Raw genomic sequence first — 25409 nt, 5'->3', positions numbered from 1 at the left:
CAGGGATTATGTTGTCGGATTGCCTGAATTACCATTAAAATAGATCGGATCGATTTAAGCACACAAAGGGGGAAGTGCTTACTTATATGAAACTTAAACCACAGATGATGAAAATGCGCTGGTTAAGCGCAGCCGTAATGTTGTCCCTGTGTACTTCATCTGCATGGGCGTTTAGCATTGATGACGTTGCAAAAGAGGCCAAAGCGTTAGCCGGGAAAGGCTATGAAGCCCCTAAGAGCAACCTGCCCTCCGTTTTCCGCGATATGAAATACGCGGACTATCAGCAAATTCAGTTTAATCACGACAAGGCTTACTGGAACAATCAAAAGACGCCGTTCAAGCTTGAGTTTTATCATCAGGGTATGTACTTCGACACGCCGGTGACCATCAACGAAGTCACCGTGAACAGCGTGCGTAAGATTAAATATAGCCCGGATTACTTCAATTTTGGCAGCGTCCAGCATGATAAAGATACGGTGAAAGACCTCGGCTTCGCCGGCTTCAAAGTACTGTACCCGATCAACAGCAAAGATAAGAACGACGAAATTGTCAGCATGCTCGGCGCCAGTTACTTCCGCGTTCTCGGTCAGGGCCAGGTGTATGGATTATCCGCTCGCGGTCTGGCTATCGATACCGCGCTGCCTTCCGGCGAAGAATTCCCGCGTTTCCGTGAGTTCTGGATTGAACGTCCAAAAGCTACCGATAAGCGCCTGACGATTTATGCACTGCTGGACTCTCCGCGAGCCACCGGCGCCTACCGCTTTGTGATCATGCCGGGCCGCGACACCGTGGTTGACGTGCAGTCCAAGGTGTACCTGCGCGACAAGGTTGGCAAACTGGGTGTGGCACCGCTGACCAGTATGTTCCTGTTTGGCCCGAACCAGCCTTCTGCTGCGTCTAACTTCCGTCCGGAGCTGCACGATTCCAACGGTCTGTCGATTCTTGCCGGCAACGGCGAATGGATCTGGCGTCCGCTGAATAATCCAAAACATCTGGCTGTCAGCAGCTATGCGATGGAAAACCCGCAGGGCTTTGGTCTGCTGCAGCGTGGCCGCCAGTTCTCCCGCTTTGAAGACCTTGACGATCGTTACGATCTCCGCCCGAGCGCGTGGATCACCCCGAAAGGCGACTGGGGCAAAGGGAAAATCGAGCTGGTTGAAATCCCGACCAATGACGAAACCAACGATAACATCGTGACCTACTGGACGCCGGATCAGCTGCCGGAGCCGGGTAAAGAGATGAACTTCAAATACTCGATTACCTTCAGTCGCGATGAAGACAAATTGCATGCGCCGGATAACGCCTACGTGATGCAGACTCGCCGTTCCACCGGCGATGTGAAGCAGTCAAACCTGATCCGTCAGCCGGATGGTACCATTGCGTTTATCGTCGATTTCACCGGCGCTGACATGAAAAAAATGCCGTCAGACACGCCGGTAACGGCGCAGGCGAGCATCGGTGATAACGCTGAGATCGTTGAGAATACCGTGCGTTACAACCCGGTGACTAAAGGCTGGCGTATGATTCTGCGCGTAAAAGTCAAAGATCCGAAGAAAACCACGGAAATGCGCGCTGCACTGGTCAATGCCGATCAGCCGCTGAGCGAAACCTGGAGCTATCAGCTGCCTGCCAATGAATAAGATAACGAAGTACATTGACGCATTGCCGCTGTCCGATGCTGAAAAAGCGGCGCTTCCGGATACCAGCCTGCAGGCGGTACACCAGGCGCTGGATGCGGAGCATCATACTTTTGCTCGTGAAGACGATTCCCCGCTGGGGTCCGTTAAATCACGCCTGGAACACAGCTGGCCAGACTCCGTGGCCGCTGACCAGTTGATAAAAGATGATGAAGGCCGCACGCAGTTACAGGCAATGCCGAAAGCTAAGCGCTCCTCGATGTTCCCGGACCCGTGGCGCACCAACCCGGTGGGCCGCTTCTGGGATCGTCTGCGTGGCCGCGACGTGACTCCGCGCTATCTCTCTCGCTTGACCAAGGAAGAGCAGGAGAGCGAACAGAAGTGGCGTACCGTCGGCACCCTTCGTCGTTATACTCTGCTGCTGCTGACCCTGGCGCAGACCGTCGTCGCGACCTGGTATATGAAAACCATTCTGCCGTATCAGGGCTGGGCGTTAATCAACCCGGCAGATATGGTCGGGCAGAACCTGTGGGTCTCCTTTATGCAGCTGTTGCCATACATGCTGCAGACCGGGATTCTGATCCTCTTCGCCGTGCTGTTCTGCTGGGTTTCGGCAGGCTTCTGGACGGCGTTGATGGGCTTCCTGCAGCTGCTGATGGGGCGAGATAAATACAGTATTTCCGCCTCTACCGTCGGTGATGAGCCGCTGAATCCAGAACATCGCACCGCGCTGATCATGCCTATCTGTAACGAAGACGTCGATCGCGTCTTCGCCGGGCTGCGTGCGACCTGGGAATCGGTGAAGGCCACGGGCCAACAGCAGCACTTTGACGTCTATATCCTCAGCGATAGCTACAACCCGGACATCTGTGTTGCTGAGCAGAAAGCGTGGATGGAACTGATTGCCGAAGTGCAGGGCGAAGGGCAGATTTTCTACCGCCGCCGTCGTCGTCGTGTGAAGCGCAAAAGCGGGAACATTGATGACTTCTGCCGCCGCTGGGGCAGCCAGTACAGCTACATGGTAGTGCTGGACGCTGACTCGGTGATGACCGGTGAGTGTCTGACCGGGCTGGTGCGTTTGATGGAAGCGAACCCGAATGCCGGGATCATCCAGTCCTCGCCGCGCGCCTCCGGAATGGACACCCTGTATGCGCGTTGCCAGCAGTTTGCGACCCGCGTCTACGGTCCGCTGTTTACCGCAGGGCTGCATTTCTGGCAGTTGGGTGAATCGCACTACTGGGGTCACAACGCCATTATCCGCGTGAAGCCGTTTATCGAGCACTGCGCGCTGGCGCCGCTGCCGGGCGAAGGCTCCTTTGCCGGGTCGATTCTGTCGCATGACTTCGTCGAAGCGGCGCTGATGCGTCGTGCCGGCTGGGGCGTGTGGATTGCTTACGATCTGCCGGGTTCTTATGAAGAGCTGCCGCCAAACCTGCTGGATGAACTGAAGCGTGACCGCCGCTGGTGTCACGGTAACCTGATGAACTTCCGCCTGTTCCTGGTGAAAGGTATGCACCCGGTACACCGTGCGGTGTTCCTGACCGGCGTAATGTCCTATCTGTCGGCACCGCTGTGGTTCATGTTCCTTGCTTTGTCCACCGCGCTGCAGGTCGTACATGCATTGACGGAGCCGCAGTACTTCCTGCAGCCGCGTCAGCTGTTCCCGGTCTGGCCTCAGTGGCGTCCGGAACTGGCGATTGCGTTGTTTGCCTCGACGATGGTGCTGCTGTTCCTGCCGAAACTGCTGAGCATTATTCTGGTGTGGTGCAAAGGCTCGAAAGAGTATGGCGGATTTTTCCGCGTGACCCTTTCTCTGCTTCTGGAAGTGCTCTTCTCCGTGCTGCTGGCGCCGGTGCGTATGCTGTTCCACACCGTGTTTGTGGTCAGCGCGTTCCTTGGCTGGGAAGTGGTCTGGAACTCTCCGCAGCGTGATGATGACTCCACGCCGTGGGGTGAAGCCTTCATGCGCCATGGTTCTCAGCTACTGCTGGGTCTGGTGTGGGCGGTTGGTATGGCCTGGCTGGATCTGCGTTTCCTGTTCTGGCTGGCACCGATTGTCTTCTCGCTGATCCTGTCGCCGTTTGTCTCGGTGATCTCCAGCCGGGCGACCGTGGGCCTGCGTACCAAACGCTGGAAGCTGTTCCTGATCCCGGAAGAGTATTCGCCGCCGCAGGTGCTGAAAGATACCGACGCTTACCTGACCCTGAACCGTCAGCGTTCGCTGGATGATGGCTTTATGCATGCCGTGTTTAACCCATCGTTTAACGCGCTGGCGACAGCGATGGCAACGGCACGTCACCGTCACGGACATATTCTGGATATCGCTCGTGAGCGTCACGTTGAGCAGGCGTTGAACGAAACGCCGGATAAGCTCAATCGCGATCGCCGTCTGGTGTTGCTGAGCGACCCGGTCACTCTGTCTCGTCTACACTATCGCGTGTGGGCAGCACCGGAGAAATACTCTTCGTGGGTGAGCGCGTATCAGCAAACGACACTCAACCCGCTGGCGTTGAAGAGCAAGTAAGCCGTTTGTTAAGGAAAAATACCGGCAATAGTGCCGGTATTTTTTTATCTGAGAATTGAGGGTAGAGATGAGAGTGTTACTGATTGTCGCCATGACGTTGCTGCTTAGCGGTTGCGGCAGCATTATTAGCCGTACGGTGCCAGGACAGGGGCACGGAAATCAGTATTACCCCGGCGTGCAATGGGACGTCCGTGATTCATCATGGCGCTATATCACCATTCTCGACCTGCCGTTTTCGCTGGTCTTCGATACGCTGCTGTTGCCACTGGATGCCAGTCACGGCCCGTATAACTGATCAGCGCTCGTCCCATTCGTCCGCGGCTGTCTGACCCTCTTCGGTGTCCAGAGAGGGTTCCAGCTGGAATTCGCCTTCATCCCATTCATGCAGTGTATTCTCTTCCAGCCACTCCTGACGCAGCTCTATCTCGTCATAATCACCGTCAAACACGCTCTGTGCCGCCTCGCCGCTTAACATGGGCAGGCATTCACCTTCTTCATCTTCGTCGGCAAAAAATTCAGCCTGCCAGGCGATATCGCCATCCTGCAAAACGTATTTCTGAATATTTAGCTGCTCAACGTTGGCACTCTCCTCGTCGCTATCCGGATTATTGACAAGGAACTCTTCACGGGCCGCATCGATAGCTTCTTCGAGCGTGGCGTAGAAAATCGAATCCTTTGGCATGGCTAACCCCCTAAGAAGAATGAAAAATGGACACGATTCAATCTATAGAAGGCAGTCAGCAATGCGTCAAGGGGAAGGCCCCATGTTGAACTTAATTTACCGAACTGTCGCGGGTATCGGTACGTGGCGCCGAGTTATCGCGGTTGGGACGTCGCAAGCTGAAGGTGGAATAAAGAGCATTGAACAGCACCACGGCGGCCGTCACCAGGAATACCGAGCGGAAACCGTAGCTGGCGGAGACCGAGGCGCCGATTAACGGGCCGGTAACGTTGCCAATATCGCGGAACGACTGGTTATAACTGAAGATCCGCCCGGCGATCTGGCTGGTGGAGTTGTAGACCAGCAGCGTCTGCACCGCGGGTAGCAGCGCACCGTCGGCGGCACCCAGCAGGAAGCGCAATATCCCGAGCTGTAGCGGCGTCTGGACGAACGACATCGGGATCAGCAGCAGTACAGAGACCAGTAAAGCAACGATGAGGATTTTTTCCGGACCGATACGATCGCCGAGCTTGCCGAGCCTGGGCGCGCTGATCAGTGCCGCAACGCCGGGCACGGAGGCGATCATGCCGCTGATAAAGGCAATATTGCCAACATCCCCCGCCAGGTCTCGCACGTAGAGCGTCAGAATCGGCGCAATTGACCCGGTGGCAACCTGAATAATCATGGTGGTCACGAACAGGCTGAGGACCAGCTTTGGGCTCTTCAGGGAGGAGAACACCGCTCGGGCGTTGAGCATCTCTTTTTTTGCCACCGGTACAAACTGTTCGCGGATCAGCAGCAGCGTCAGGATAAAGCAGATGAGTAACACGCTGGCGGTGAGGAAAAAGACCATACGCAGACCCCAATGGTCCGCGAGAAATCCGCCCGCCAGTGGGCCGAGCAGGGCGCCACTGACTGCACCAGTTGAAAGCGTGCCCAGCGCCCAGCCGCTTTTCTGACGGGGAATTTGGGTGGCGATAAGCGCATTGGCATTCGGAATAAACCCACCCAGCAGCCCCAGCAAGGCCCGTAGCACCATAAACTGCCAGATATTTTGCGCCAGCCCCATTAACATCATGACGATAGCCATCCCCAGGGCCGAGCGCAGCAGCATGATTTTACGTCCTTTGCGGTCGGCCAGTCCGCCCCAGAAGGGGGACGCGACGGCTGAGAATAAGAACGTAATGCTGAACACTAATCCGGACCACATATTCAGGGCACTGTGGCCGGTGACGCCGAGCTGCTCGACATAGAGCGGGAGAAAGGGCATGACCAGGCTGAAGGCGGCGCCAGTCAAGAAACAGCCAAACCAGGTAACAGTGAGATTTCGCTTCCAGTTAATCGGGGTATCTGCAGACAACATAGGCTTCCGGTGGCCTGCGGGGCAGGTCAGAAAAAGTGGAAATATGAGCCTGCTAATTATGCGCCTGAGAAATGATCATCGCAATAAAGGCGAGCGATTAAAAGCGGGGGAAAGGGTAGCTCCTCCGGCAGGCTGATGCCACCGGAGGGAGAGCAACTTAGTAGCGTGAAGGCATATCAGGCGGACGAGTTTTAAAGCGGCGATGCAGCCACATATACTGCTCCGGCGCCATCAGAATGCACTTTTCGATGATATGGTTCATCCACGCAGCGGTGGTCTCTGCGTCATCCAACGGCGGGTCGCATTCCGGCGGCAGGATAATCAGTTCATAACCCTGGCCATTGGGCTTCCGGCGCGGAACGAAAGGCACGATGCAGGCTTTCGACATTTTCGCCAGCATCCAGGTCCCGGAGGTGGTAGCGGCCTGATCGACGGCGAAAAACGGTACAAAGACGCTGGCGCTAGGGCCGTAGTCGTGATCGGGGGCATACCAGATGACGTCACCTTTCTTCAGCGAACGGATCATGCCTTTCAGATCTTTACGGTCGATCATGTCTTTGTTGGAACGCAGGCGTCCCCAGGTTTGTAGCCAGTCGATGACCGGGTTGTCATTCGGCCGGTAGACGCCGATGCCGGGCTCGTTCATGCCAAACATTCGGGCCCCCATTTCCAGGGTCAGGAAGTGGATGCCGATCAGCAGAATTCCGCGATGCTGGGCCTGTACCGCTCTGATATGCTCGACCCCGATAGAGTCGGTCCAGCGGGCGATACGGTGGGCCGGCCAGAACCAGGCCATCCCGGTTTCCATTAATCCCATGCCGACAGATTCAAAGTTTTGCACCACCATCTGGTGACGTTCTTCTTGCGTTTTGTCCGGGAAGCAGAGTTCCAGGTTGCGGTAGGCGATTTTAGCGCGACGTTTCATAAAGCGCAGTGCCAGGCGGCCAATAGCGGTGCCAAGGCGGTAAATCAGCGGATAGGGCAGTTGGACAACCAACCACAGCAGACCAATACCTGACCACAGTGGCCAGTAACGCGGATGCAGCAACGCCACAGAGAATTTAGGTAAATGGGTCATCTCATACCTGTTCAAGTAAGCAACTCGTTCTATTATCGCATTATTTAGTGCATCAGCCAAAACGACTGTCCCGGGTGGCATTTATTGTTAAACGACAATCCAGGGGCGTGAGGGAAATGTAGCGCAAAATGAGGGGATGTAAATTTACGTTGTTTGCTATATGATGCCGGCCGTTTATTTTACTCATTTCCTATGCCGAGCAGGTACACCATGCCAGTGTTACACAACCGCATTTCAAATGAGACGTTAAAAGCGCAGATGTTAGCCGAGAGCGAACCGCGTACGACGATCTCGTTTTATAAATATTTCACCATCGTGGATCCGAAAGCGACGCGCGATGCTTTGTGGCTTGCCCTCACCCGATTAAACGTCTTTGGCCGCATCTATCTGGCCCATGAAGGGATCAACGCCCAAATTAGCGTGCCGGAAAGCCAGGTGAATGCCCTGCGTGAGTTTCTCTACGCCTTCGACCCGGCGCTGGATGGCCTGCGGATGAACATTGCTCTGGACGACGACGGTAAATCCTTCTGGGTGCTGCGGCTGAAAGTCCGTGACCGCATTGTGGCGGATGGTATCGACGATCCGACGTTCGATGCCTCAGACGTGGGCGATTATCTGAAGGCCGCGGAAGTGAATGCGATGCTGGACGATCCTGACGCGGTCTTTATCGATATGCGGAACCATTACGAGTATGAAGTCGGTCATTTTGAGCAGGCGCTTGAAATTCCGGCGGACACCTTCCGCGATCAACTGCCAAAAGCGGTTGAGATGATGCAGGACCATAAAGATAAAAAGATCGTGATGTACTGCACCGGCGGGATTCGTTGCGAAAAAGCCAGTGCCTGGATGAAGCATAACGGCTTCAGCAAAGTCTGGCATATCGAAGGCGGGATCATTGAATATGCACGCCGCGCCCGCGAGCAGGGGTTGCCGGTCCGTTTTATTGGCAAAAACTTTGTATTTGACGAACGTATGGGTGAGCGCATCTCCGATGATGTGATTGCGCACTGCCACCAGTGCGGCACACCGTGCGACAGCCATACTAACTGTCTGAACGACGGCTGCCATCTGCTGTTTATCCAGTGCCCGAGCTGTGCCGAAAAATTTGCCGGCTGCTGTAGCGAGGCGTGCATGGAAGAGCATAAGCTCCCGGAAGAAGAGCAGCGTCAGCTGCGCGCCGGGCGGGAAAATGGCAACAAGATTTTCAATAAATCACGCGGTCGTCTGAATACCAAGCTGGGGATCCCGGACCCTGACCTGTCAGAAAAACCATAACCAGATGAGATCGATGATCGCCAGCAGAAGCCACAGCGCGAGGTAAATCATAAAGTGCTCGCGGACGTTGTTGACCAGTAATTCATACAGGCGACGCATAATCTCTCTCGGTATTCTATGGCCTCTGTTGAGGCCGTTTTTTTATCTGTGATGTCCAGGCCGCGTTTAGGCGGCCTGAAAAGCCTGCAGTATGACTAAAAGCGTGACAATGAGAAGGGCGCCAGATCAAAGGCCGGCGTCTCTCCACGGGCAAACTGGGTGGCAATCTCACCCAACACCGGCGCAAATTTGAAACCGTGGCCGCTTAGCCCGCTAATCAGCAGGGTATCCGGGTGGCCGGGCAGGGTATCAATAATAAAATCTTCATCTACTGTATTGTCGTACGTGCAGGAGGCGCCGTGCAGGCAGCCGCCAATGCCGGGCAGGACATTTCGCAGGAAATTAAACGATTCAGAGCCATCGGTGGCCACGGCGCCAAACGGTGTACGCTCTTCTGGCGCAGCGATCGGTTGGCCGCCGTTGTGCTTGCCAATCTTCAGTTCATTATCTTCCGCCGGGAAACCATAGAACTGATCGCCGTTTGGCAGCTCGCCGGTAAAGGCCGGGAAGTTGTTTTTGCTGCTGTAGCGCCCGTCAGCCTGGAACCAGGCAAAGATTTTACGCACCGGCTGGATCGGCAGGTTTGGTAGCAGACGAGTTACCCAGGTCCCGGCGCTAACCAGCAGCTTCTTACCGTGGTAGGTGCCGTCAGCGGTCTCGATAGAGACGCCATCTGCATGGTGATGGATGGCGGTTACCGGGCAGTTGAACAGCTGTGCGCAGCCGGCTTCACGCGCCAGGCGGATCCAGGTTTTGATCGCCAGCTCGCTACGTAACACACCGGAGGCGGGTTCGAAGATGCCGCGGTAATCTTGCGGTACGCGAATTTCAGGCCAGCGGGCCATGATCGCCTGGGCATCGAGTTCTTCGGTCTCCAACTGAAAGGTACGGGCGCTGTGGGCGGCGTTAGCGAGGAACGTCGAGTCTGCCGGGCCCAGGTTAATGACCCCGGTGCGTTCGAACACCGCTTCGCCGCTGCTGGCGGCGAACTCATCCCACAATGTCTGGGCGCGCAGGACCAACGGGACATATCTTTCACCTTCGCCATAGGCGTGACGGATAAGGCGCGTATTACCATGGTGGCTGCCTTCCTGGTGCGGCGGCTGGTGCGCGTCGGTCATCAGCACGTTAAGTCCCGCCTGGCGGGCATAATAGCCAGCGGCAGCACCTGTTGAGCCGCTGCCGATAATGATGAGGTCGTATTGCATGATATGTTCCGTTTTTTGTTTTAATAAGCAGGGTAATTAACCGTTTGCACTTATACAAGCGCGAAAATAAATCAGGCACCCGACGGGTGCCTGTTTAGTGAGTGTATATTGCGTGCGGCATAATCTTTAATGCCTGCGGTACTCGTTTGCCTGGTATTCACCTGATTCAATCTTGGCAATACCTGCTTCCAGAATAGAGATAAATTGACGTGCGACTTCCGTGGTGAGCCATAGCGTCTGGCCAATTTCAGCTTCGTGACTGCTTTCTTGAGTGGGGTTTTGGTAGTGCAGGCGCAACATCATGGCATCGTAGCTATCAACGGTGCTGATGTCCCATCCGACGAGGGGATGGGTCTGGATGACTTCATTATTCTTTTCCATCATAACCCCTTATTCACATGTTAAAAGACAACAATTCTCGAGGTTTAATGCATGTTTTTTGAAGCAAGTTAATTATATCAGGAGTTAAGAATAAACTCGAGAAATTAACGTAAACAGAGCGAACACTCCTCTGTTTGCCGCTTTTTTGCACAAATATAGTGTCGTGAAGGGTTATTTTTACAGGAAATAATCATGAGAGGAATGAAAAGTCTGAATTTTACCGGGATAAAAAAGCCGGGGCGACCCGGCAAAAAAAGCACAATGAGGGAGCAAATGTTATTTGCTGTACCTGTCACACTTCAGGCAACCCTGGTACGAGCACGAGATTAACTCACGCTGAGCACGCGCGTGAAACGCGTATGCGGCTTCGGGTAGCCGAAAGGGCGTCAGGATACGTCATGGATAAACCAGTCATCGGCGCTTTCCCAGGTCTCTTGCAGGATTTCGCTTATCCGGTCTTTATCTTCTTTGAGGCCACCAATCACAGACAGACTGTTGCTGGTGGCAAAGCGCACGGTAACCTGGCTTGGGTTAGTCGGGAATTGTTGTTCAATGCGTCGGGAGAGTTCATTGTTTAGCGCTTCTAAGGCGCCGTTGGGTAAGGCTGTAGTTTTGGCGATAGACACTTCAATGCGCATGATTGCCCCCTGTGTAATATACTGTTTATTTATACAGTATGTATTTGGCGTTTACAACAGGGGGTACCGTTTTTATTTTTTCATTGTCCAGCGCACGGTTTCACCGGCAAGGAACGGCACCAGCGTATCGTCCGCAAGCGCGATGCTCTCGACGACGGTGCTCTCTTCGCGCTCCAGTTCAACGAAGGTCTCATTGACCGGCAGGCCGTAGAAGCGCGGGCCATTCAGCGAACAGAATGCCTCAAAGTGCTGCAGGGCATTCATCTCTTCAAATACCGTAGCGTAGCTGCCCAGAGCCGTCGGGGCATTGAAGCAACCGGCACAGCCGCAGCTGGCTTCTTTACGATGACGGGCGTGTGGCGCCGAATCCGTGCCGAGGAATGCGCGGGTAAAGCCGCTGGCGACCAGCTCACGCAGCGCCTGCTGGTGAATATTACGTTTCAGAATGGGCAGGCAGTAAAGATGCGGACGCACGCCGCCAACCAGCATGTGGTTACGGTTGAACATCAGGTGCTGCGGGGTAATGGTGGCGGCCAGCAGGTCATTGCCATCCCGAACGTACTCGGCGGCATCCTTAGTGGTGATGTGTTCAAACACCACTTTAAGGCCCGGTAAGCGCTGGCGCAGAGGTTCCATCACCGTTTCGATAAAGCGCGCTTCGCGATCGAAAATATCGATCTCCGCGTGGGTCACTTCACCGTGAACCAGCAGCGGCATGCCCAGTTTTTCCATGCGCTCAAGCACCGGCATAATCGCATCGATGCTGGTGACGCCGTGGCTGGAGTTGGTGGTGGCATTGGCCGGGTAAAGCTTGGCTGCGGTGAACACGCCTGCGTGGAAGCCGCGCTCCAGCTCTGCCGGGTCGAGCGTATCGGTGAGGTAGCAGGTCATCAGCGGCGTGAAATCGTGCCCGGCCGGTACCGCATCAAGGATGCGCTGGCGATAGCTGATGGCGGCCTCGACGGTGGTGACAGGCGGCACCAGATTCGGCATCACGATCGCCCGGCCATAAAACTCACTGGTGTAAGGCACGACGGTCTTCAGCATATCGTCATCGCGCAGATGAATATGCCAGTCGTCAGGGCGGCGGATTTTCAATACCTGGGGTTGTGCTGTCATGGAGAGCTCCGGCTAATAGGGTCAGTCATCAGGGCTGTTTTTGCCGGGCACTAAGGATAAGCGTAAACGTTTCCCTTTGCATCAATTTCTGTAAAAAAACGGGCGCCAATGCGCCCGGAGTGTTAATTGGTGAACGGGATGATAATTTCCCCTGGCTTCACTTCTATGCCTTTGGCGTATTTTTTCGCCAGCGCCTCGCCGGTGCTGGCATCTTCGCGCAGGACGTAGGCTGGTTGCTGGTTAAAGTAGCTGCGCAGAGATTGATTCAGATAGGGGATCAGCGTCTGCACCACGGACTGCAGCTTGTCGGGCGATACTTTGGCATCAACCACTTCCATCTCCTGCAGGAAGATAGCCCCTTTCTCTTTATTAAAGACCGGCAGCGCTTTCAGTTTCAGGTCGATGGTGGCCTTCTGGTTGCCAAACAATGAGTTCAGATCCAGATTGGCGATACCGCTCAGGGTGATCTTATTGGGTTCTTCACGGCCGATGGCGCTGGTCAGATTGTGTAGTTCAATGTGTGCATCCGCCACGCCGGGCAGGCCGATATCCTTGGCGAAGTGGTTACGTTTCTGCAGCGCCTGGTTAATTTCCTGCTCGCTCACCGAGTACTGCGTGAGCTGATTACAGCCGCTCAGAAGGCCGCTAACCATGAGCGCGGCCACGATAAACATCTTTTTCATTGGGTTCCTTAACGGTCGTGCCATGCACTTATCCTGACATAAAGCAGCATGGCCTGCCAGTGCCGAAAGGAACAGCAGAACAGGCTGAAAATGCGCTTCAGCCTGTATGCCGGTCAGGTCCGGGGCTCCAGCATACCGGATGTGGAGCGTTTCTGGCTGAACTGCCACCACAAGGCAATGAAGGTAATAAAGCCGATAATCCCCAGCATCAACCATGGCAGTTCCGGTTGATTCAGCGCTTTGCCGGAATCGAACAGCCAGCCGCCGCCGGCGTAACCAAAGGCGCCGCCGAAGGCCAGCCCCAGCCGGCTAAACCCCATATAGCTGCCGCGCGCTCGGGCGTCAGCCAGCGATGCCCCGAGGGTCTCACGAGCCGGCTCTGCGATGATCGAGCCAATATAGAACAGGCAAATCAGGGTAAACAGCTGTTGTAAATTGTTGGTCAGGCCAATCGGCAGCATGGCGGCGGTCATCACCAGCAATCCGGCCATCAGCCGGTGCTCCAGGCGAAAACGCTGTTCGCTCCAGCGGGCGATGGGGTAGAGCAGAGTCAGCGATATCGCCGCTTCAATGGCATACATCCATTTCACCGCGGTAGGCGAGCCGGCGATATCATTGACCATAATCGGCAGCATCAGCATTACCTGGACGGCCAGCATGTAGTACCCGGTGAGCGTCAGCACGTAGGTCACAAAGCGTTTATCGCGCAGCACCCGGCCGAGCCCTTCGCGTACCGGCGTTTTCACCGTCGACAGTTTCCACGCCGGGAGATACCAGGCGTTGAAGGCGGCGCAGGCAATAAACATTGCCGCTCCCACGCTACACACCAGGCGGAAGTCGTATTGCAACAGCCAGCTGCCGAGCAGGGCACCGATCACCGCCCCGGCGCTGTCCTGCATCATCAGGATGGAGAAGAACCGCCCGCGCTGATGCGGTCGTACCAGCTTGACCACCAGCGCCGCACGCGGCGGATCGAACAGGGTGCCGCCCAGGCCGGAGAGAATACAGGAGAGCCACAGCACCCACGGTTCATGGGCTACGGCCATCGCTGCGAAGCCGGCCGCGCGCATCAGCATGCCGGTGACGATCATCGGTTTGGCACCAAAGCGATCGGCGACCGCCCCACCAAAAATGCCCAGTCCCTGTTGGACTAGCTGGCGCAAACCGAGGGCAATGCCGACCATCAACGCGGCCCAGCCCATCTGATCGACAAAGCGAATGGAAATGAGTGGAAAGACGACAAAAAAGCCAAGCACCACCAGCATATTGTCGACTAACAGGAAATATTTACCCAGGTTCCTTGCCTGCGATACGCGGGACATTTCCCCTCCTGGGAAAATAAAGAGTTGCCCGGATAGTGTGCGGGGAAGCGGCAGACTTTCCCAGCTTCCTTGTGACAATATTTTTTTATCAAAATGCAAGATCGATAGAGTCTATTAATCGAAAAGTGGAGATGGTGCAGAAAATGGTATGTTGCTGTTTTCACACAATCGTTCAGGACAGGTATAGTGAAGGGAGCAGGGTAATCAGTCAGGGGAACAGGAGAAGGGAATGTTTGGCTATCGCAGTAACGTGCCAAAGGTGCGTTTGACGACGGACAGGCTGGTAGTGCGGCTGGTATACGATCGTGACGCCTGGCGTCTGGCCGATTATTACGCGGAGAATAAAGGGTTCTTAAAACCCTGGGAGCCAGTGCGCGATGACAGCCACTGCTACCCCTCTGGCTGGCAGGCGCGCTTGTCGATGATCTCTGAGTTTCACAAGCAGGGGACAGCCTTCTATTTTGCGCTGCTCGATCCGGAAGAAAAAGAGATTATCGGCGTAGCGAATTTTTCCAATGTGGTTCGCGGGTCGTTTCATGCCTGCTACCTCGGCTACTCGATTGGCGAGAAATGGCAGGGGCAGGGGCTGATGTTTGAAGCATTGACCTCGGCGATTCGTTATATGCAACGCACGCAGCATATCCATCGCATTATGGCCAACTACATGCCGCATAATCAGCGCAGCGGCGGTTTACTGGCGCGTCTCGGTTTTGAAAAAGAGGGTTATGCCAAAAATTACCTGCTCATTGATGGGCAGTGGCGTGACCATGTACTGACGGCGTTAACGACACCGGACTGGACTCCGGGTCGCTAAGGAGAAAGCATGAAATATCAGTTAACCGCACATGAAGCGCGCGTGATTGGGTGTTTGCTGGAAAAGCAGGTGACCACGCCAGAGCAGTACCCGCTGTCAGTAAACGCGGTGGTGACCGCCTGTAATCAGAAAACCAACCGTGAACCGGTGATGTCGCTCAGTGAAAGTGAAATTCAGGATCTGCTGGATACCTTAGTGAAACGCCACTATCTGCGCACGGTCAGCGGATTTGGCAATCGGGTCACTAAATATGAACAGCGCTTCTGCAATTCTGAATTTGGCGATCTGAAGCTGACGTCGGCGGAAGTGGCGGTGGTCACAACGTTGCTGCTGCGCGGTGCACAAACGCCGGGCGAGCTGCGCAGCCGCGCCCAGCGGATGCACGACTTTAGCGATATGGCTGAAGTTGAAGGGGTGCTTGAGACGCTGGCTAACCGCGACGACGGCCCTTTCGTGGCGCGCCTGCCCCGTGAGCCAGGGAAGCGTGAATCCCGCTATATGCACCTGTTCTGTGACGACATGGACTCGCTGATTACTGCCGTGGAGGCCGTCTCGCCACCGGCGGACGATCTGGTCAGCAGAGTGGCGGCACTGGAAGATGAAGTGGCTGAACTCAAAGCCCGGCTGGACTCATTGCTGGCACACCTGGGAGATTAATCGTGACGACATTACGTGTTGGCGTGGTGGGGCTGGGAGGCATTGCGCAGAAGGCCTGGCTACCAGTGCTCGGCGCCGCGGATGGCTGGACGCTGCAGGCCGCCTGGTCGCCAGGCAAAGAAAAGGCGCTGCGTGTCTGCGACACCTGGCGGATCCCTTATGCGCAATCGCTGGATCAACTGGCGGCGCAGTGTGATGCGGTCTTTGTCCACACTTCGACAGCCTCACATTTTGAGGTGGTCAGTCGTCTGCTGAACGCCGGAGTGCATGTCTGTGTCGATAAACCGCTGGCCGATAAACTGAACGAGGCCGAGTCGTTAGTTGAGCTTGCCGCGCGTCGTAAGCTGACGCTGATGGTGGGTTTTAACCGCCGTTTCGCACCACTCTATCGCGAACTGAAAGCGCAGCTGGGCAACGGCGCATCGCTGCGGATGGATAAACATCGCGCCGACAGCGTGGGCCACGATCTGCGTTTCACACTGCTGGATGATTATCTGCATGTGGTGGATACCGCGCTGTGGCTGGCGGGCGGCAACGCGCGCCTGAGCGGCGGTACACTGCAGACGACGGCCCAGGGTGAGATGCTCTATGCCGAGCACCATTTCAGCGCCGGACAGCTCGAAGTGACTACCAGCATGCACCGGCGTGCCGGTAGCCAGCGGGAGTGGGTGCAGGCCGTTACCGATGGCGGGTTGTATGAAGTCCGCGATATGCGTGAATGGCAGGAAGAGCGCGGACAGGGTGTGGTGCAGCGCCCGGTGCCGGGCTGGCAGACCACGCTGGAGCAACGCGGTTTTGTCGGCTGCGCCCGGCATTTTATCGAATGCGTGCAAAATCAGACGGTTCCCGAAACCTCGGGTGAACAGGCTTTGCTGGCCCAGCGCATCGTTGAAAAACTCTGGCGCGAGGCGATGAGTGAATAATTGGTTGTAACAACTGGGAGTAGTAATTCACCACGAACCCGGTAGACTATCGCCACTTTCCAGCGCCCGCCATTGCGGGCGTTTTACTTCAGGGTTGTGGAATAACACGTTAATGAACCTATTAAAATCACTGGCGGCAGTCAGTTCGATGACGATGTTCTCGCGCGTTCTCGGGTTTGCGCGTGATGCGATCGTCGCCCGAATTTTTGGCGCCGGGATGGCGACGGATGCCTTTTTCGTGGCGTTCAAATTACCCAATTTACTGCGGCGTATTTTTGCAGAAGGGGCGTTCTCTCAGGCATTTGTCCCGATTCTGGCGGAGTATAAGAGCAAGCAGGGCGAGGATGCGACCCGGGTGTTTGTGGCCTATGTTTCTGGCCTGCTGACGCTAGTGCTGGCGGTAGTGACCGTGCTGGGTATGTTGGCTGCGCCCTGGGTCATCACCGTGACCGCGCCGGGCTTTGCCGACAGTCCTGATAAATTTGCATTGACCACCCAACTACTGCGGATCACGTTCCCGTATATTCTGCTGATTTCACTGGCCTCGTTGGCTGGGGCGATCCTCAATACCTGGAACCGTTTTTCCGTTCCGGCGTTTGCCCCGACGTTCCTCAACGTCAGCATGATTGGCTTTGCGCTGTTCGCCGCCCCGTATTTCCATCCACCAATGCTGGCGATGGCCTGGGCGGTGACGGTAGGCGGTGTGCTGCAGCTGGCTTATCAGCTGCCGCACCTGAAAAAAATCGGCATGCTGGTCCTGCCGCGTATTAGCCTAAAAGATGCGGGGGCAATACGAGTGGTAAAACAGATGGGGCCGGCGATCCTCGGCGTCTCTGTCAGCCAGATTTCTTTAATTATTAACACCATTTTTGCTTCATTCCTGGTGTCGGGCTCCGTCTCGTGGATGTATTACGCCGACCGTCTGATGGAGTTCCCGTCCGGAGTGCTGGGCGTGGCACTGGGGACGATCCTGCTGCCGTCGCTGTCAAAAAGCTTCGCCAGCGGTAACCATGATGAATATTGCCGCCTGATGGACTGGGGCCTGCGCCTGTGTTTCCTGCTGGCTTTGCCGAGCGCGGTGGCGCTGGGGATCCTCGCCAAGCCGTTGACCGTGGCGCTGTTCCAGTACGGGAAATTCAGCGCCTTTGATGCCGCGATGACCCAGCGCGCGCTGGTGGCTTACTCCGTCGGGCTGATGGGATTGATCGTTGTTAAGGTTCTGGCGCCGGGGTTCTACTCGCGTCAGGACATCAAAACCCCGGTGAAGATCGCCATCGTAACGCTGATAATGACCCAGGTGATGAACCTGATCTTTATCGGGCCGTTAAAGCATGCGGGTCTGTCGCTGTCTATCGGCCTGGCGGCCTGTCTTAACGCTGGTTTGCTTTACTGGCAACTGCGTAAGCAAAAGATTTTCACCCCGCAGCCGGGCTGGTTCTCGTTCCTGCTGCGTCTGGTGGTGGCGGTGCTGGTGATGTCCGCGGCGCTGCTCGGCATGATGTATCTGATGCCTGAATGGTCGCTAGGGTCAATGCCGTACCGCCTGCTGCGTCTGATGGCAGTGGTGGTGGTGGGCGTGGTGGCCTATTTCGCCACCTTGCTGCTGCTGGGCTTCAGAATCAAAGAGTTTGCCCGACGCACCGCCTGAAACGATGCGTCAGACTGAAAGAGACCCGTTCCGCTTTGCGGAGCGGGTTTTTTTATGGGTTTACCCGCTGAGCGGCAGCCAGGCTGGCGCTTTCACGCAGACGGATGGCGAGGGCGATGGCGCCGGTTACCACGGCCAGAATCACCACGCCGTTCCAGCCAGCCACCACATACAGCTTACTGCCAAGGACTGAACCGAGCGACATGCCGATAAATACGCCGGTGAACAGCAGGGCGTTCAGTCGGCCGCGAGCCTGTGGTTCCAGGCTGTACACCAGGTTCTGGTGCGCCACCAGGCTGGACTGCAGTCCAAGGTCAAAACCGATAGCCGAAAGCCCGATCAATATCAGCTGGCCATGCGGCGGCAATGCCGGCATCAGGAGCATCAGGGCAAACGAGACGGTCACCAGCCCGGCACCCAGCTGAGTCACTCTGCCGGCGCCATATTTATCGGCCAGCCCGCCCGCCAGCGGTGCGGCTAACGCCCCGGCGGCTCCGGCGATACCGAATCCTCCGGCGACGGCGCTGCCCATCTGATAATGTTCGAGCAGCATCACCGCCAGGGTTGACCAGAAGGCGCTAAAGGCGATAGATAAAAAGCCTTGCGCCATGGCGGCGCGACGCAGGGCGGGATAGCGTCGCCAGAGGTGTGCCATCGATGCCATCAGTTGCGGATAGCTCAGGGTAGAGTGGATCGCAAAGCGGGGCAGAATGCGCCACATCAGCAACCCAATAAGCGCGATGCTTACCGCTGCGGCCTGATACATCACGCGCCAGCCAAACAGCGCGCCGACGAGTCCACTGACGGTCCTTGAGAGTAAAATCCCCAGCAGCAGGCCGGTCATCACCGTGCCAACCATTTTCCCCTGTTTCCCCGCCGGCGCCAGAATCGCCGCGGCCGGGACAATATCCTGCGCCATCGTTGCGGCCATACCGATCAGCAGGCTGACCACCAGCAGTGAGGTCAGTTGGCCCGTCAGGCTGCACAGCAGTAGCAATACCGCCAGCGCCGCGCTTTTCATCAGGATCAGCGTCCGTCGATCGTGACGGTCGCCGAGCGGCAGCAGGAACAGAATGCCCAGCGCGTAGCCAGCCTGAGTCAGGGTCGGGACCAGCCCCATCCCTTCAACGCTGAGATGCAGATTGGCTCCCATTAAGGGCAGCAGGGGTTGAGCGTAATAAATGGAAGCGACGCTAAAGCCAGCGCCAAGGGCGAGTATAAAAATAATCCAGCCTGCCTCGCGGGAGGATAACGGTGTTGGAGTCATGATGAAGTCCTCGTAGATGAGATGGCGCTATTGTTCCCTGAATACGGCTGGCGCGGTAGATAGCGTGGTGGTAAAACGGTTATACGTAGAACGTATAGAGAAAAGACAATGAAAAAGCCTGAGCGTATAGATCGGATTGAACTGATGCGGACCTTTATTCGCATTGTTGAGGCCGGTTCGCTTTCCGCAGCGGCGCTGCTGCTGGAGACGACTCAGGCGACGGTGAGCCGCCGCCTGCAGTCGCTGGAAGGGATGCTCGGCAGCAAGCTGATCCTGCGCACCACCCACGCGATGAAACTGACCGAAGATGGTGAACGTTGCTACCAGCACGCGCGGCAGGTGATGGATGCGTGGCTGGCTCTGGAAGATGATTTGAGTATTGCGGACGACCGGCCGGTGGGCATCTTGCGGGTGCGAGCGCCTCATGCCTTCGGCCAGCAGCAACTATTAGATCCGTTGGTTAGCTTTTTGCAACGCTACCCGCAGCTGGCGGTGGAGTGGATGCTCAACGACAAAACCGTCGACTTCCTCAGTGACAATATCGATTGCGCGATTCGCGTGGGTGCGGAAGTTGACCCGGCGACGGTGTCGGTGTTGTTAGCAGAAGTCCCGCGTAGTCTGGTGGTTTCGCCCGCGCTGCTGGCGCGTTATCCGGCATTAACCCGGCCCGAGGATCTGTCGCAACTGCCGTGGGTTGCCATCAGTACGTTCTACCAGCATGAAGTGAAGCTGCAGCAGGAGGATGGCCAGGAGTTGACGTTTAGCATTGTCCCCTGTCTGAGTACCGATAGCGTCTATGTGGCGCGCAATACCGCGCTGGCGGGGTTGGGGGTAGCAATCGTATCGAGCTGGGCGGTGGCCGAGGATATTGCCGCCGGGCGGCTGGTTGAGCCGTTTACATCGTGGCGGGCGGCTTCATTGCCGGTACATCTGGTCTATCCGTGGGCACGTTATTATCCAACCCGCCTGCGGAAATTTCTCGATCTGATGCGGGAGGTGATGCCGCAGGTGGCCGGAATGAAACGGCCAGAAGGAGAATAATGGCAAATAAAATAGCCTGTAGGGTAGGCTCAAAAAAAACCGGCCCTAAGGCCGGTTTTACAGGTGATGTCGCGCTTACTCGACAGGCTGTGGACGGGTTGGTTCCGCCGTTGCCTGATGGGTCGCGCTGTGACCACCTGCGGCACCTTTGCCACCGAAGTCAAAGGACGGGCGAACCCAGTCGCTGTGACGCGGTGCTTCTGGCTCATACGCCGGAGCCGGTGCGCGGGTCATCGGTGCCGTAGCATGGTGGTTGGCAACGCTCGCCACGGAGGCGACCGGGGCTGCTTCAACAACCGGAGCTGCTTCAACAACCGGAGCTGCTTCGACAACCGGAGTTGCTTCAACAACCGGAGCTGCTTCAACAACCGGAGCTGCTTCAACAACCGGAACTGCTTCAACAACCGGAGCTGCTTCGACAACCGGAGTTGCTTCGACAACCGGGGCTGCTTCGACAACCGGGGCTGCTTCGACAACCGGGGCTGCTTCGACAACCGGGGCTGCTTCGACAACCGGGGCTGCTTCAACAACCGGAGCTGCTTCAACAACCGGAGCTGCTTCAACAACCGGAGCTGCTTCAACAATCGGAGCTGCTTCAACAACCGGCGTCGCTTGTGCGATGACCGGCTCAGCGGCTGCGACAGGGGCGATGGCCTGTGCAACGACTTCAGCAACCTGCTGCTCTTCCTGCTGATCCTGAGGGCGAACCACCGGGTAACGGATCCACACTTTACCTGAAGCCATTTCCGGGGATGCGCAGGCAACGGTCAGCGGCATCGCTGACTGGGTCGGGTAACGCTCATCGCGGTAACGGCGACGACGCTGGCCGCTGACGCGCAGATGGCGCGGCGAACGACGTGAGCGACGCGGCATCCCGTTGGATTCACGTGCTTCGTTGCTATCGTCATGCTCTGCGTGGTTTTCGACAACGGCTGGCAGGTCGACTTTCGCCAGAGCGGTGCGCGGAGCAGCGACTTCCGGTTGGGCAACGGCAGCGATTTCAACAACTTGTTCAACCGTTTCAGCCGCAGCAGACTCAATGCGAACCTTCTGGGCTAGCTGACGCGGTTTACGACGTGTCAGGGTCTGAACACGCTCTTCCTGCTCGGTTTCCGGCTGAACAACCGGCTCGTCACGGGTTTGCGCTTTCGCTTCCTGGGATACCTGACGCTTATCGTCGTTACGACGACGGTTACGCTCGCGACGCGGTTGCTGCTCATCGCGGGTTTTGCCTTTATCAGCATCGTCGGTCGTCGCTGCACGAGATTCACGCTGCTCGACGTTCTGCTGCGGTTTCTCGCGACGGTTACGGCGGTTTTCCTCGCGGGATTCACGCGGCTCACGACCTTCGCCATTTTCCGCGCGGTTGTCCCGGTTATCACGGTTGTCCCGATTATCACGATTATCGCGGTTATCACGACGATCGTTGCGATCGCGGCGGTTGTTGGAACGCGGTTTACGGCGTTCCTGCTGACGTTCTGGTTTCTCTTCGGCTTTCTTCTCAACCTGCTGCGGTTCAGCCGGTTTGGCTTCTTCCGAGCCGGAGAAGATGTTTTTCAGGGCGCCGAAGAAACGCGAGAGCAGGCCAGGCTGAGCTGGTGCGGCAACGGTAGCAGACGCGACGGTAGCTTTTGCAGCAACCGGAGCATCAACAGGCGCTGCTGGTTCTGGCGCTGGCGGGACGTCTGGCATCACGAAGGTAGCCAGGGCCGGTTGCTCAGGACGTTTACGCTCTGCCGGTTCTTCATCGGCCGGCAACGCCATCTCTTCTTCGTGCAGTTTCGGCAGCAGATAGCTCAGGGTTGAGGTCTCTTCGCCTTTACGGACGCGCAGAACAGAGTAGTGCGGCGTTTCCATCTGATCGTTCGGCACGATGATCACGCGAACGTCGCCCTGACGGGTTTCGATGGCGCTCACAGCGGCACGCTTTTCGTTCAGCAGGTAGGACGCAATCGGCACCGGCACGATAGCGTGAACTTCCTGGGTATTCTCTTTCAGCGCTTCTTCTTCAATCAGACGCAGGATAGAGAGCGACAGCGATTCGTTGTCACGCACGGTACCGGTACCGCTACAACGCGGGCAGACGTGGTGGCTGGACTCACCCAGTGACGGGCTCAGACGCTGACGCGACATCTCCAGCAGACCGAAGCGTGAAATGTGGCTGATCTGAATGCGCGCACGGTCCTGGCGGACGGCTTCACGCAAACGGTTTTCAACCGCACGCTGGTGGCGAACCGGGGTCATGTCGATAAAGTCGATAACGATCAGACCGCCGAGGTCACGCAGACGCAACTGACGGGCAATCTCATCGGCCGCTTCCAGGTTGGTGTTAAACGCCGTCTCTTCGATGTCGCCGCCGCGGGTGGCGCGAGCGGAGTTGATATCGATAGCGGTCAATGCTTCGGTGCTGTCGATAACGATAGAGCCGCCGGAAGGCAGACGGACTTCACGCTGGAAAGCGGATTCGATCTGCGATTCGATCTGATAATGGCTGAACAGCGGGATTTCACCGGTGTACAGTTTAATTTTGCTGCTGAAATCCGGACGACCCAGCGCGGCAATGTGCTGGCGAGCCAGCTCAAGCACTTTCGGGTTATCGATCAGGATTTCGCCGATATCCTGGCGCAGGTAGTCACGGAATGCGCGCACGATGACGTTGCTTTCCTGATGGATCAGGAACGGCGCCGGGCGGCTTTCTGCGGCTTTCTGGATAGCTTCCCAGTGTTTCAGACGGAAGCTCAGGTCCCACTGCAGGGCTTCGGCTGATTTGCCGACGCCTGCGGTACGCACGATAAGCCCCATCCCGTCTGGCAGCTCAAGGCTGGCCAGCGCTTCTTTCAGTTCAGTACGGTCATCACCCTCGATACGGCGTGAGATACCGCCAGCGCGTGGGTTATTTGGCATCAGAACCAGATAGCTTCCCGCCAGGCTGATAAAGGTAGTGAGCGCAGCACCTTTGTTGCCACGTTCTTCTTTATCTATCTGAACAATAACTTCCTGACCTTCACGCAGCACATCCTTGATGTTCGGACGACCATGAGAATTGTAATTGGCAGGGAAGTATTCGCGGGCGATTTCTTTGAGGGGGAGGAAACCATGACGCTCGGCACCGTAATCGACAAATGCCGCTTCAAGGCTAGGTTCAATACGGGTAATTTTGCCTTTGTAGATGTTCGCTTTTTTCTGTTCGTGCCCGGGGCTTTCGATATCCAGGTCGTACAGGCGCTGCCCATCAACAAGGGCGACGCGCAACTCTTCCTGCTGAGTTGCGTTGATTAACATTCTTTTCATCGTAACTTACTCATTATTCTTACATTGACGACTAAGCTGCGGGCAGAGTATTGCCTTGCCGGGGAAAACCGATGGCCTCGTGTCTGTTTCACGTCGCCAACCTCACGGTTGTCGCGCGCTTAAGAGGCGCAGAGTGTCGGTCGCCTGTATTTCAAACGGAAACACAGCGCAATTAGCAGGGGAACAGCCTGGGATGTATCACCAGAGAAGATTCCATTTATACGCGTCACTTTTCAGGTTGCTTCTGCGTCGGCTATGCTCGTTCACCCCTGCCACTGACGAGGTCAGTATCGGGGTTTCTCTTCTTTCGCCGCCTTGACGCATCCTGAATCACGTTGCGTATATCTCGTCGTCTTTCACGTTGCAGAGGTAGTGGCTTAACCCGCTCATCTCAATCAGTGGACTGAGAAGAGCACCCGGGAATACCCGGAGTCGACGCCTTCCTGCGACGTGAAATCCATAGAGGCCTGTACCGGTAAGGACTGCAACCCGCAGCCCGCTAACTGTCTGAAAGATCAATACGTCTTACGCCATTGCTGCGTGGATGATCGGTCAGACAAAATTGGTCATTCCGCTAATTTCTTGTTCTAACAAGATTCAACACGGAAAACAGCATCATTATTCCATTGCTAAGCTTGTTATAGCAAGTTGACTTTTACCTTTTATCACCCGGTTACTCACAGTTTTTTCACCAGCTCATTGAGATTGTTCTAATAACAAACAAAACGGCGATGAAGCATCCACTCGAAACCGGATAATGATAAATATAAGCATATAAAAATGAGTGGCGCTAATGCGTCGGGCTATTTAGAATCGCGCACCATGAAAACTGAGACTCCAAGCGTAAAAATGATTGCCATTACCGCCGATGAAGCGGGGCAACGTATCGATAACTTTTTGCGTACGCAGCTGAAGGGCGTACCGAAGAGCATGATTTATCGCATCTTGCGTAAAGGCGAGGTGCGGGTGAACAAAAAACGCGTTAAGCCGGAATACAAACTGGAAGCGGGCGACGAGGTTCGGGTCCCACCGGTTCGGGTCGCCGAGCGTGAAGACGAGGCGATCTCTCCGCATCTGCAGAAGGTCGCCGCGCTGGCGGACGTGATTCTGTATGAAGATGACCATATTCTGGTGCTCAATAAGCCCTCCGGAACCGCGGTACACGGCGGCAGCGGTCTGAGCTTCGGCGTGATTGAAGGCCTGCGAGCCCTGCGTCCGGAAGCGCGCTTCCTTGAGCTGGTGCATCGCCTTGACCGCGATACCTCCGGCGTGCTGCTGGTGGCGAAGAAACGTTCTGCACTGCGTTCGCTGCATGAACAGCTGCGCGAAAAAGGCATGCAAAAAGATTACCTGGCGCTGGTGCGCGGGGAGTGGCAGTCCCACACCAAAGTGGTGCAGGCGCCGCTGCTGAAAAATATCCTGCAAAGCGGCGAACGTATTGTCCGCGTCAGCCAGGAAGGTAAGCCGTCAGAGACCCGCTTTAAGATCGAAGAGCGCTATACCCATGCGACGCTGGTACGTTGTAGCCCGGTGACCGGGCGTACCCACCAGATCCGTGTGCATACGCAGTACGCGGGCCACCCCATCGCCTTTGACGATCGCTATGGTGACCGTGAGTTCGATAAGCAGTTAGCGGGTACCGGCCTCAACCGTCTGTTCCTGCACGCCGCCGCGCTGAAGTTTACCCATCCGGGAACGGGTGAGGAAATGCGCGTCGAGGCCCCGCTTGATGGCCAGCTGAAGCGCTGTCTGCAGGTGCTGCGTAAAACCAAGTAATTCT

Annotated in this window: 21 protein-coding genes and 1 pseudogene; 10 read left to right on the top strand and 12 right to left on the bottom strand. The window is 56.3% G+C overall.

The window, feature by feature from the left end; genetic code table 11:
- Positions 1-86 precede the first annotated feature (86 nt).
- The 3 genes from mdoG to ACMYSN_RS05375 all read left to right on the top strand — a co-directional run bounded on the left by mdoG (position 87) and on the right by ACMYSN_RS05375 (position 4456).
- A complete protein-coding gene (mdoG, locus tag ACMYSN_RS05385; protein WP_174510084.1) occupies positions 87-1640 on the top strand; it encodes a glucans biosynthesis protein MdoG in 1554 nt (517 codons plus the stop codon).
- Complete coding sequence (gene mdoH, locus ACMYSN_RS05380; RefSeq protein WP_174510083.1) at positions 1633-4161, top strand: glucans biosynthesis glucosyltransferase MdoH; 2529 nt, start codon at positions 1633-1635, stop codon at positions 4159-4161. The genes mdoG and mdoH overlap by 8 nt, the downstream gene beginning before the upstream one ends.
- 67 nt (positions 4162-4228) lie before the next feature.
- On the top strand, positions 4229-4456 hold the full coding sequence (locus tag ACMYSN_RS05375) for a YceK/YidQ family lipoprotein (protein WP_123753795.1): 228 nt from the start codon (positions 4229-4231) through the stop codon (positions 4454-4456).
- Here the strand turns inward: ACMYSN_RS05375 and ACMYSN_RS05370 are convergent, their stop codons facing one another.
- From ACMYSN_RS05370 to ACMYSN_RS05360, 3 genes are all read right to left on the bottom strand, one after another.
- Positions 4457-4843 (bottom strand): MysB family protein, encoded by a 387-nt coding sequence (locus ACMYSN_RS05370; RefSeq protein WP_004860482.1) that lies wholly within the window; start codon positions 4841-4843, stop codon positions 4457-4459.
- 91 nt (positions 4844-4934) lie between these two features.
- Positions 4935-6185, bottom strand: coding sequence for a multidrug efflux MFS transporter MdtG (gene mdtG / locus ACMYSN_RS05365; RefSeq protein ID WP_123753796.1), 1251 nt, complete (start codon positions 6183-6185; stop codon positions 4935-4937).
- A 157-nt stretch (positions 6186-6342) separates the two neighbouring features.
- Positions 6343-7263 carry a Kdo(2)-lipid IV(A) acyltransferase gene (locus tag ACMYSN_RS05360; protein WP_462497295.1) on the bottom strand — a complete coding sequence of 307 codons (921 nt, stop codon included), beginning with the start codon at positions 7261-7263 and terminating at the stop codon, positions 6343-6345.
- A 210-nt stretch (positions 7264-7473) separates the two neighbouring features.
- On the opposite strand from ACMYSN_RS05360, the gene trhO reads away from it, so the two are divergent.
- Positions 7474-8538, top strand: coding sequence for a tRNA uridine(34) hydroxylase (trhO, locus tag ACMYSN_RS05355; protein WP_462497294.1), 1065 nt, complete (start codon positions 7474-7476; stop codon positions 8536-8538).
- On the opposite strand, the gene ACMYSN_RS05350 is transcribed toward trhO, so the two are convergent.
- From ACMYSN_RS05350 to mdtH, 7 genes are all read right to left on the bottom strand, one after another.
- Positions 8524-8637, bottom strand: coding sequence for a DUF2770 family protein (locus tag ACMYSN_RS05350; RefSeq protein ID WP_123753799.1), 114 nt, complete (start codon positions 8635-8637; stop codon positions 8524-8526). The two genes, trhO and ACMYSN_RS05350, sit on opposite strands and share 15 nt — an antisense overlap.
- Positions 8638-8732: 95 nt before the next feature.
- Positions 8733-9845 carry an N-methyl-L-tryptophan oxidase gene (gene solA, locus ACMYSN_RS05345; protein ID WP_462497293.1) on the bottom strand — a complete coding sequence of 371 codons (1113 nt, stop codon included), beginning with the start codon at positions 9843-9845 and terminating at the stop codon, positions 8733-8735.
- Between the two features lie 126 nt (positions 9846-9971).
- Entirely contained in the window at positions 9972-10226 is a 255-nt protein-coding gene (bssS, locus tag ACMYSN_RS05340; RefSeq protein ID WP_123753801.1) for a biofilm formation regulator BssS, read from the bottom strand.
- 386 nt (positions 10227-10612) lie between these two features.
- Positions 10613-10864 carry a DNA damage-inducible protein I gene (gene dinI, locus ACMYSN_RS05335; RefSeq protein ID WP_462497292.1) on the bottom strand — a complete coding sequence of 84 codons (252 nt, stop codon included), beginning with the start codon at positions 10862-10864 and terminating at the stop codon, positions 10613-10615.
- A 72-nt stretch (positions 10865-10936) separates the two neighbouring features.
- Positions 10937-11983, bottom strand: a complete 1047-nt coding sequence (pyrC, locus tag ACMYSN_RS05330; protein WP_462497291.1) for a dihydroorotase — start codon at positions 11981-11983, stop codon at positions 10937-10939.
- A 122-nt stretch (positions 11984-12105) separates the two neighbouring features.
- The gene (locus ACMYSN_RS05325) at positions 12106-12666 is read right to left on the bottom strand and encodes a lipoprotein (RefSeq protein ID WP_123753804.1); all 561 of its coding nucleotides are present in this window, start codon (positions 12664-12666) and stop codon (positions 12106-12108) included.
- A gap of 113 nt (positions 12667-12779) precedes the next feature.
- Positions 12780-13988, bottom strand: a complete 1209-nt coding sequence (gene mdtH / locus ACMYSN_RS05320) for an MFS transporter (protein ID WP_462497290.1) — start codon at positions 13986-13988, stop codon at positions 12780-12782.
- A gap of 229 nt (positions 13989-14217) precedes the next feature.
- Between mdtH and rimJ the strand changes: the two genes are divergently transcribed.
- The 4 genes from rimJ to murJ all read left to right on the top strand — a co-directional run bounded on the left by rimJ (position 14218) and on the right by murJ (position 18030).
- The gene (gene rimJ, locus ACMYSN_RS05315; protein WP_123753806.1) at positions 14218-14802 is read left to right on the top strand and encodes a ribosomal protein S5-alanine N-acetyltransferase; all 585 of its coding nucleotides are present in this window, start codon (positions 14218-14220) and stop codon (positions 14800-14802) included.
- A 9-nt stretch (positions 14803-14811) separates the two neighbouring features.
- Positions 14812-15459: a YceH family protein gene (locus tag ACMYSN_RS05310; protein WP_174510076.1), complete on the top strand. Its 648-nt coding sequence runs from the start codon at positions 14812-14814 to the stop codon at positions 15457-15459.
- Complete coding sequence (locus tag ACMYSN_RS05305; RefSeq protein ID WP_462498202.1) at positions 15459-16382, top strand: Gfo/Idh/MocA family protein; 924 nt, start codon at positions 15459-15461, stop codon at positions 16380-16382. Before ACMYSN_RS05310 ends, ACMYSN_RS05305 begins: the two co-directional genes overlap by 1 nt.
- Before the next feature lie 112 nt (positions 16383-16494).
- Entirely contained in the window at positions 16495-18030 is a 1536-nt protein-coding gene (murJ, locus tag ACMYSN_RS05300) for a murein biosynthesis integral membrane protein MurJ (protein ID WP_462497289.1), read from the top strand.
- Between the two features lie 52 nt (positions 18031-18082).
- Here the strand turns inward: murJ and ACMYSN_RS05295 are convergent, their stop codons facing one another.
- Positions 18083-19297 (bottom strand): MFS transporter, encoded by a 1215-nt coding sequence (locus tag ACMYSN_RS05295; RefSeq protein ID WP_174510075.1) that lies wholly within the window; start codon positions 19295-19297, stop codon positions 18083-18085.
- Between the two features lie 16 nt (positions 19298-19313).
- On the opposite strand from ACMYSN_RS05295, the pseudogene ACMYSN_RS05290 reads away from it, so the two are divergent.
- A pseudogene (locus ACMYSN_RS05290) lies at positions 19314-20338 on the top strand (LysR family transcriptional regulator).
- 75 nt (positions 20339-20413) lie between these two features.
- On the opposite strand, the gene rne reads toward ACMYSN_RS05290, so the two are convergent.
- Complete coding sequence (gene rne / locus ACMYSN_RS05285) at positions 20414-23629, bottom strand: ribonuclease E/G (protein ID WP_462497288.1); 3216 nt, start codon at positions 23627-23629, stop codon at positions 20414-20416.
- Positions 23630-24451: 822 nt separating this feature from the next.
- On the opposite strand from rne, the gene rluC reads away from it, so the two are divergent.
- Positions 24452-25405 (top strand): 23S rRNA pseudouridine(955/2504/2580) synthase RluC, encoded by a 954-nt coding sequence (gene rluC, locus ACMYSN_RS05280; RefSeq protein WP_187042905.1) that lies wholly within the window; start codon positions 24452-24454, stop codon positions 25403-25405.
- Positions 25406-25409 lie beyond the last annotated feature (4 nt).

The sequence above is a fragment of the Klebsiella sp. R445 genome (genome assembly GCF_051131755.1).
In the GTDB taxonomy this organism is placed as follows: Bacteria; Pseudomonadota; Gammaproteobacteria; order Enterobacterales; family Enterobacteriaceae; genus Klebsiella; species Klebsiella lignicola.
Note: the sequence above shows the minus strand (reverse complement) of the source record. Positions and strands in the feature narration are given on the sequence as shown.

Coding starts and splice junctions, on each gene's coding strand:
- mdoG (WP_174510084.1), top strand. CDS start 87: ATGAAACTTAAACCACAGATGATGAAAATGCGCTGGTTAAGCGCAGCC.
- mdoH (WP_174510083.1), top strand. CDS start 1,633: ATGAATAAGATAACGAAGTACATTGACGCATTGCCGCTGTCCGATGCT.
- ACMYSN_RS05375 (WP_123753795.1), top strand. CDS start 4,229: ATGAGAGTGTTACTGATTGTCGCCATGACGTTGCTGCTTAGCGGTTGC.
- ACMYSN_RS05370 (WP_004860482.1), bottom strand. CDS start 4,843: ATGCCAAAGGATTCGATTTTCTACGCCACGCTCGAAGAAGCTATCGAT.
- mdtG (WP_123753796.1), bottom strand. CDS start 6,185: ATGTTGTCTGCAGATACCCCGATTAACTGGAAGCGAAATCTCACTGTT.
- ACMYSN_RS05360 (WP_462497295.1), bottom strand. CDS start 7,263: ATGACCCATTTACCTAAATTCTCTGTGGCGTTGCTGCATCCGCGTTAC.
- trhO (WP_462497294.1), top strand. CDS start 7,474: ATGCCAGTGTTACACAACCGCATTTCAAATGAGACGTTAAAAGCGCAG.
- ACMYSN_RS05350 (WP_123753799.1), bottom strand. CDS start 8,637: ATGCGTCGCCTGTATGAATTACTGGTCAACAACGTCCGCGAGCACTTT.
- solA (WP_462497293.1), bottom strand. CDS start 9,845: ATGCAATACGACCTCATCATTATCGGCAGCGGCTCAACAGGTGCTGCC.
- bssS (WP_123753801.1), bottom strand. CDS start 10,226: ATGGAAAAGAATAATGAAGTCATCCAGACCCATCCCCTCGTCGGATGG.
- dinI (WP_462497292.1), bottom strand. CDS start 10,864: ATGCGCATTGAAGTGTCTATCGCCAAAACTACAGCCTTACCCAACGGC.
- pyrC (WP_462497291.1), bottom strand. CDS start 11,983: ATGACAGCACAACCCCAGGTATTGAAAATCCGCCGCCCTGACGACTGG.
- ACMYSN_RS05325 (WP_123753804.1), bottom strand. CDS start 12,666: ATGAAAAAGATGTTTATCGTGGCCGCGCTCATGGTTAGCGGCCTTCTG.
- mdtH (WP_462497290.1), bottom strand. CDS start 13,988: ATGTCCCGCGTATCGCAGGCAAGGAACCTGGGTAAATATTTCCTGTTA.
- rimJ (WP_123753806.1), top strand. CDS start 14,218: ATGTTTGGCTATCGCAGTAACGTGCCAAAGGTGCGTTTGACGACGGAC.
- ACMYSN_RS05310 (WP_174510076.1), top strand. CDS start 14,812: ATGAAATATCAGTTAACCGCACATGAAGCGCGCGTGATTGGGTGTTTG.
- murJ (WP_462497289.1), top strand. CDS start 16,495: ATGAACCTATTAAAATCACTGGCGGCAGTCAGTTCGATGACGATGTTC.
- ACMYSN_RS05295 (WP_174510075.1), bottom strand. CDS start 19,297: ATGACTCCAACACCGTTATCCTCCCGCGAGGCAGGCTGGATTATTTTT.
- rne (WP_462497288.1), bottom strand. CDS start 23,629: ATGAAAAGAATGTTAATCAACGCAACTCAGCAGGAAGAGTTGCGCGTC.
- rluC (WP_187042905.1), top strand. CDS start 24,452: ATGAAAACTGAGACTCCAAGCGTAAAAATGATTGCCATTACCGCCGAT.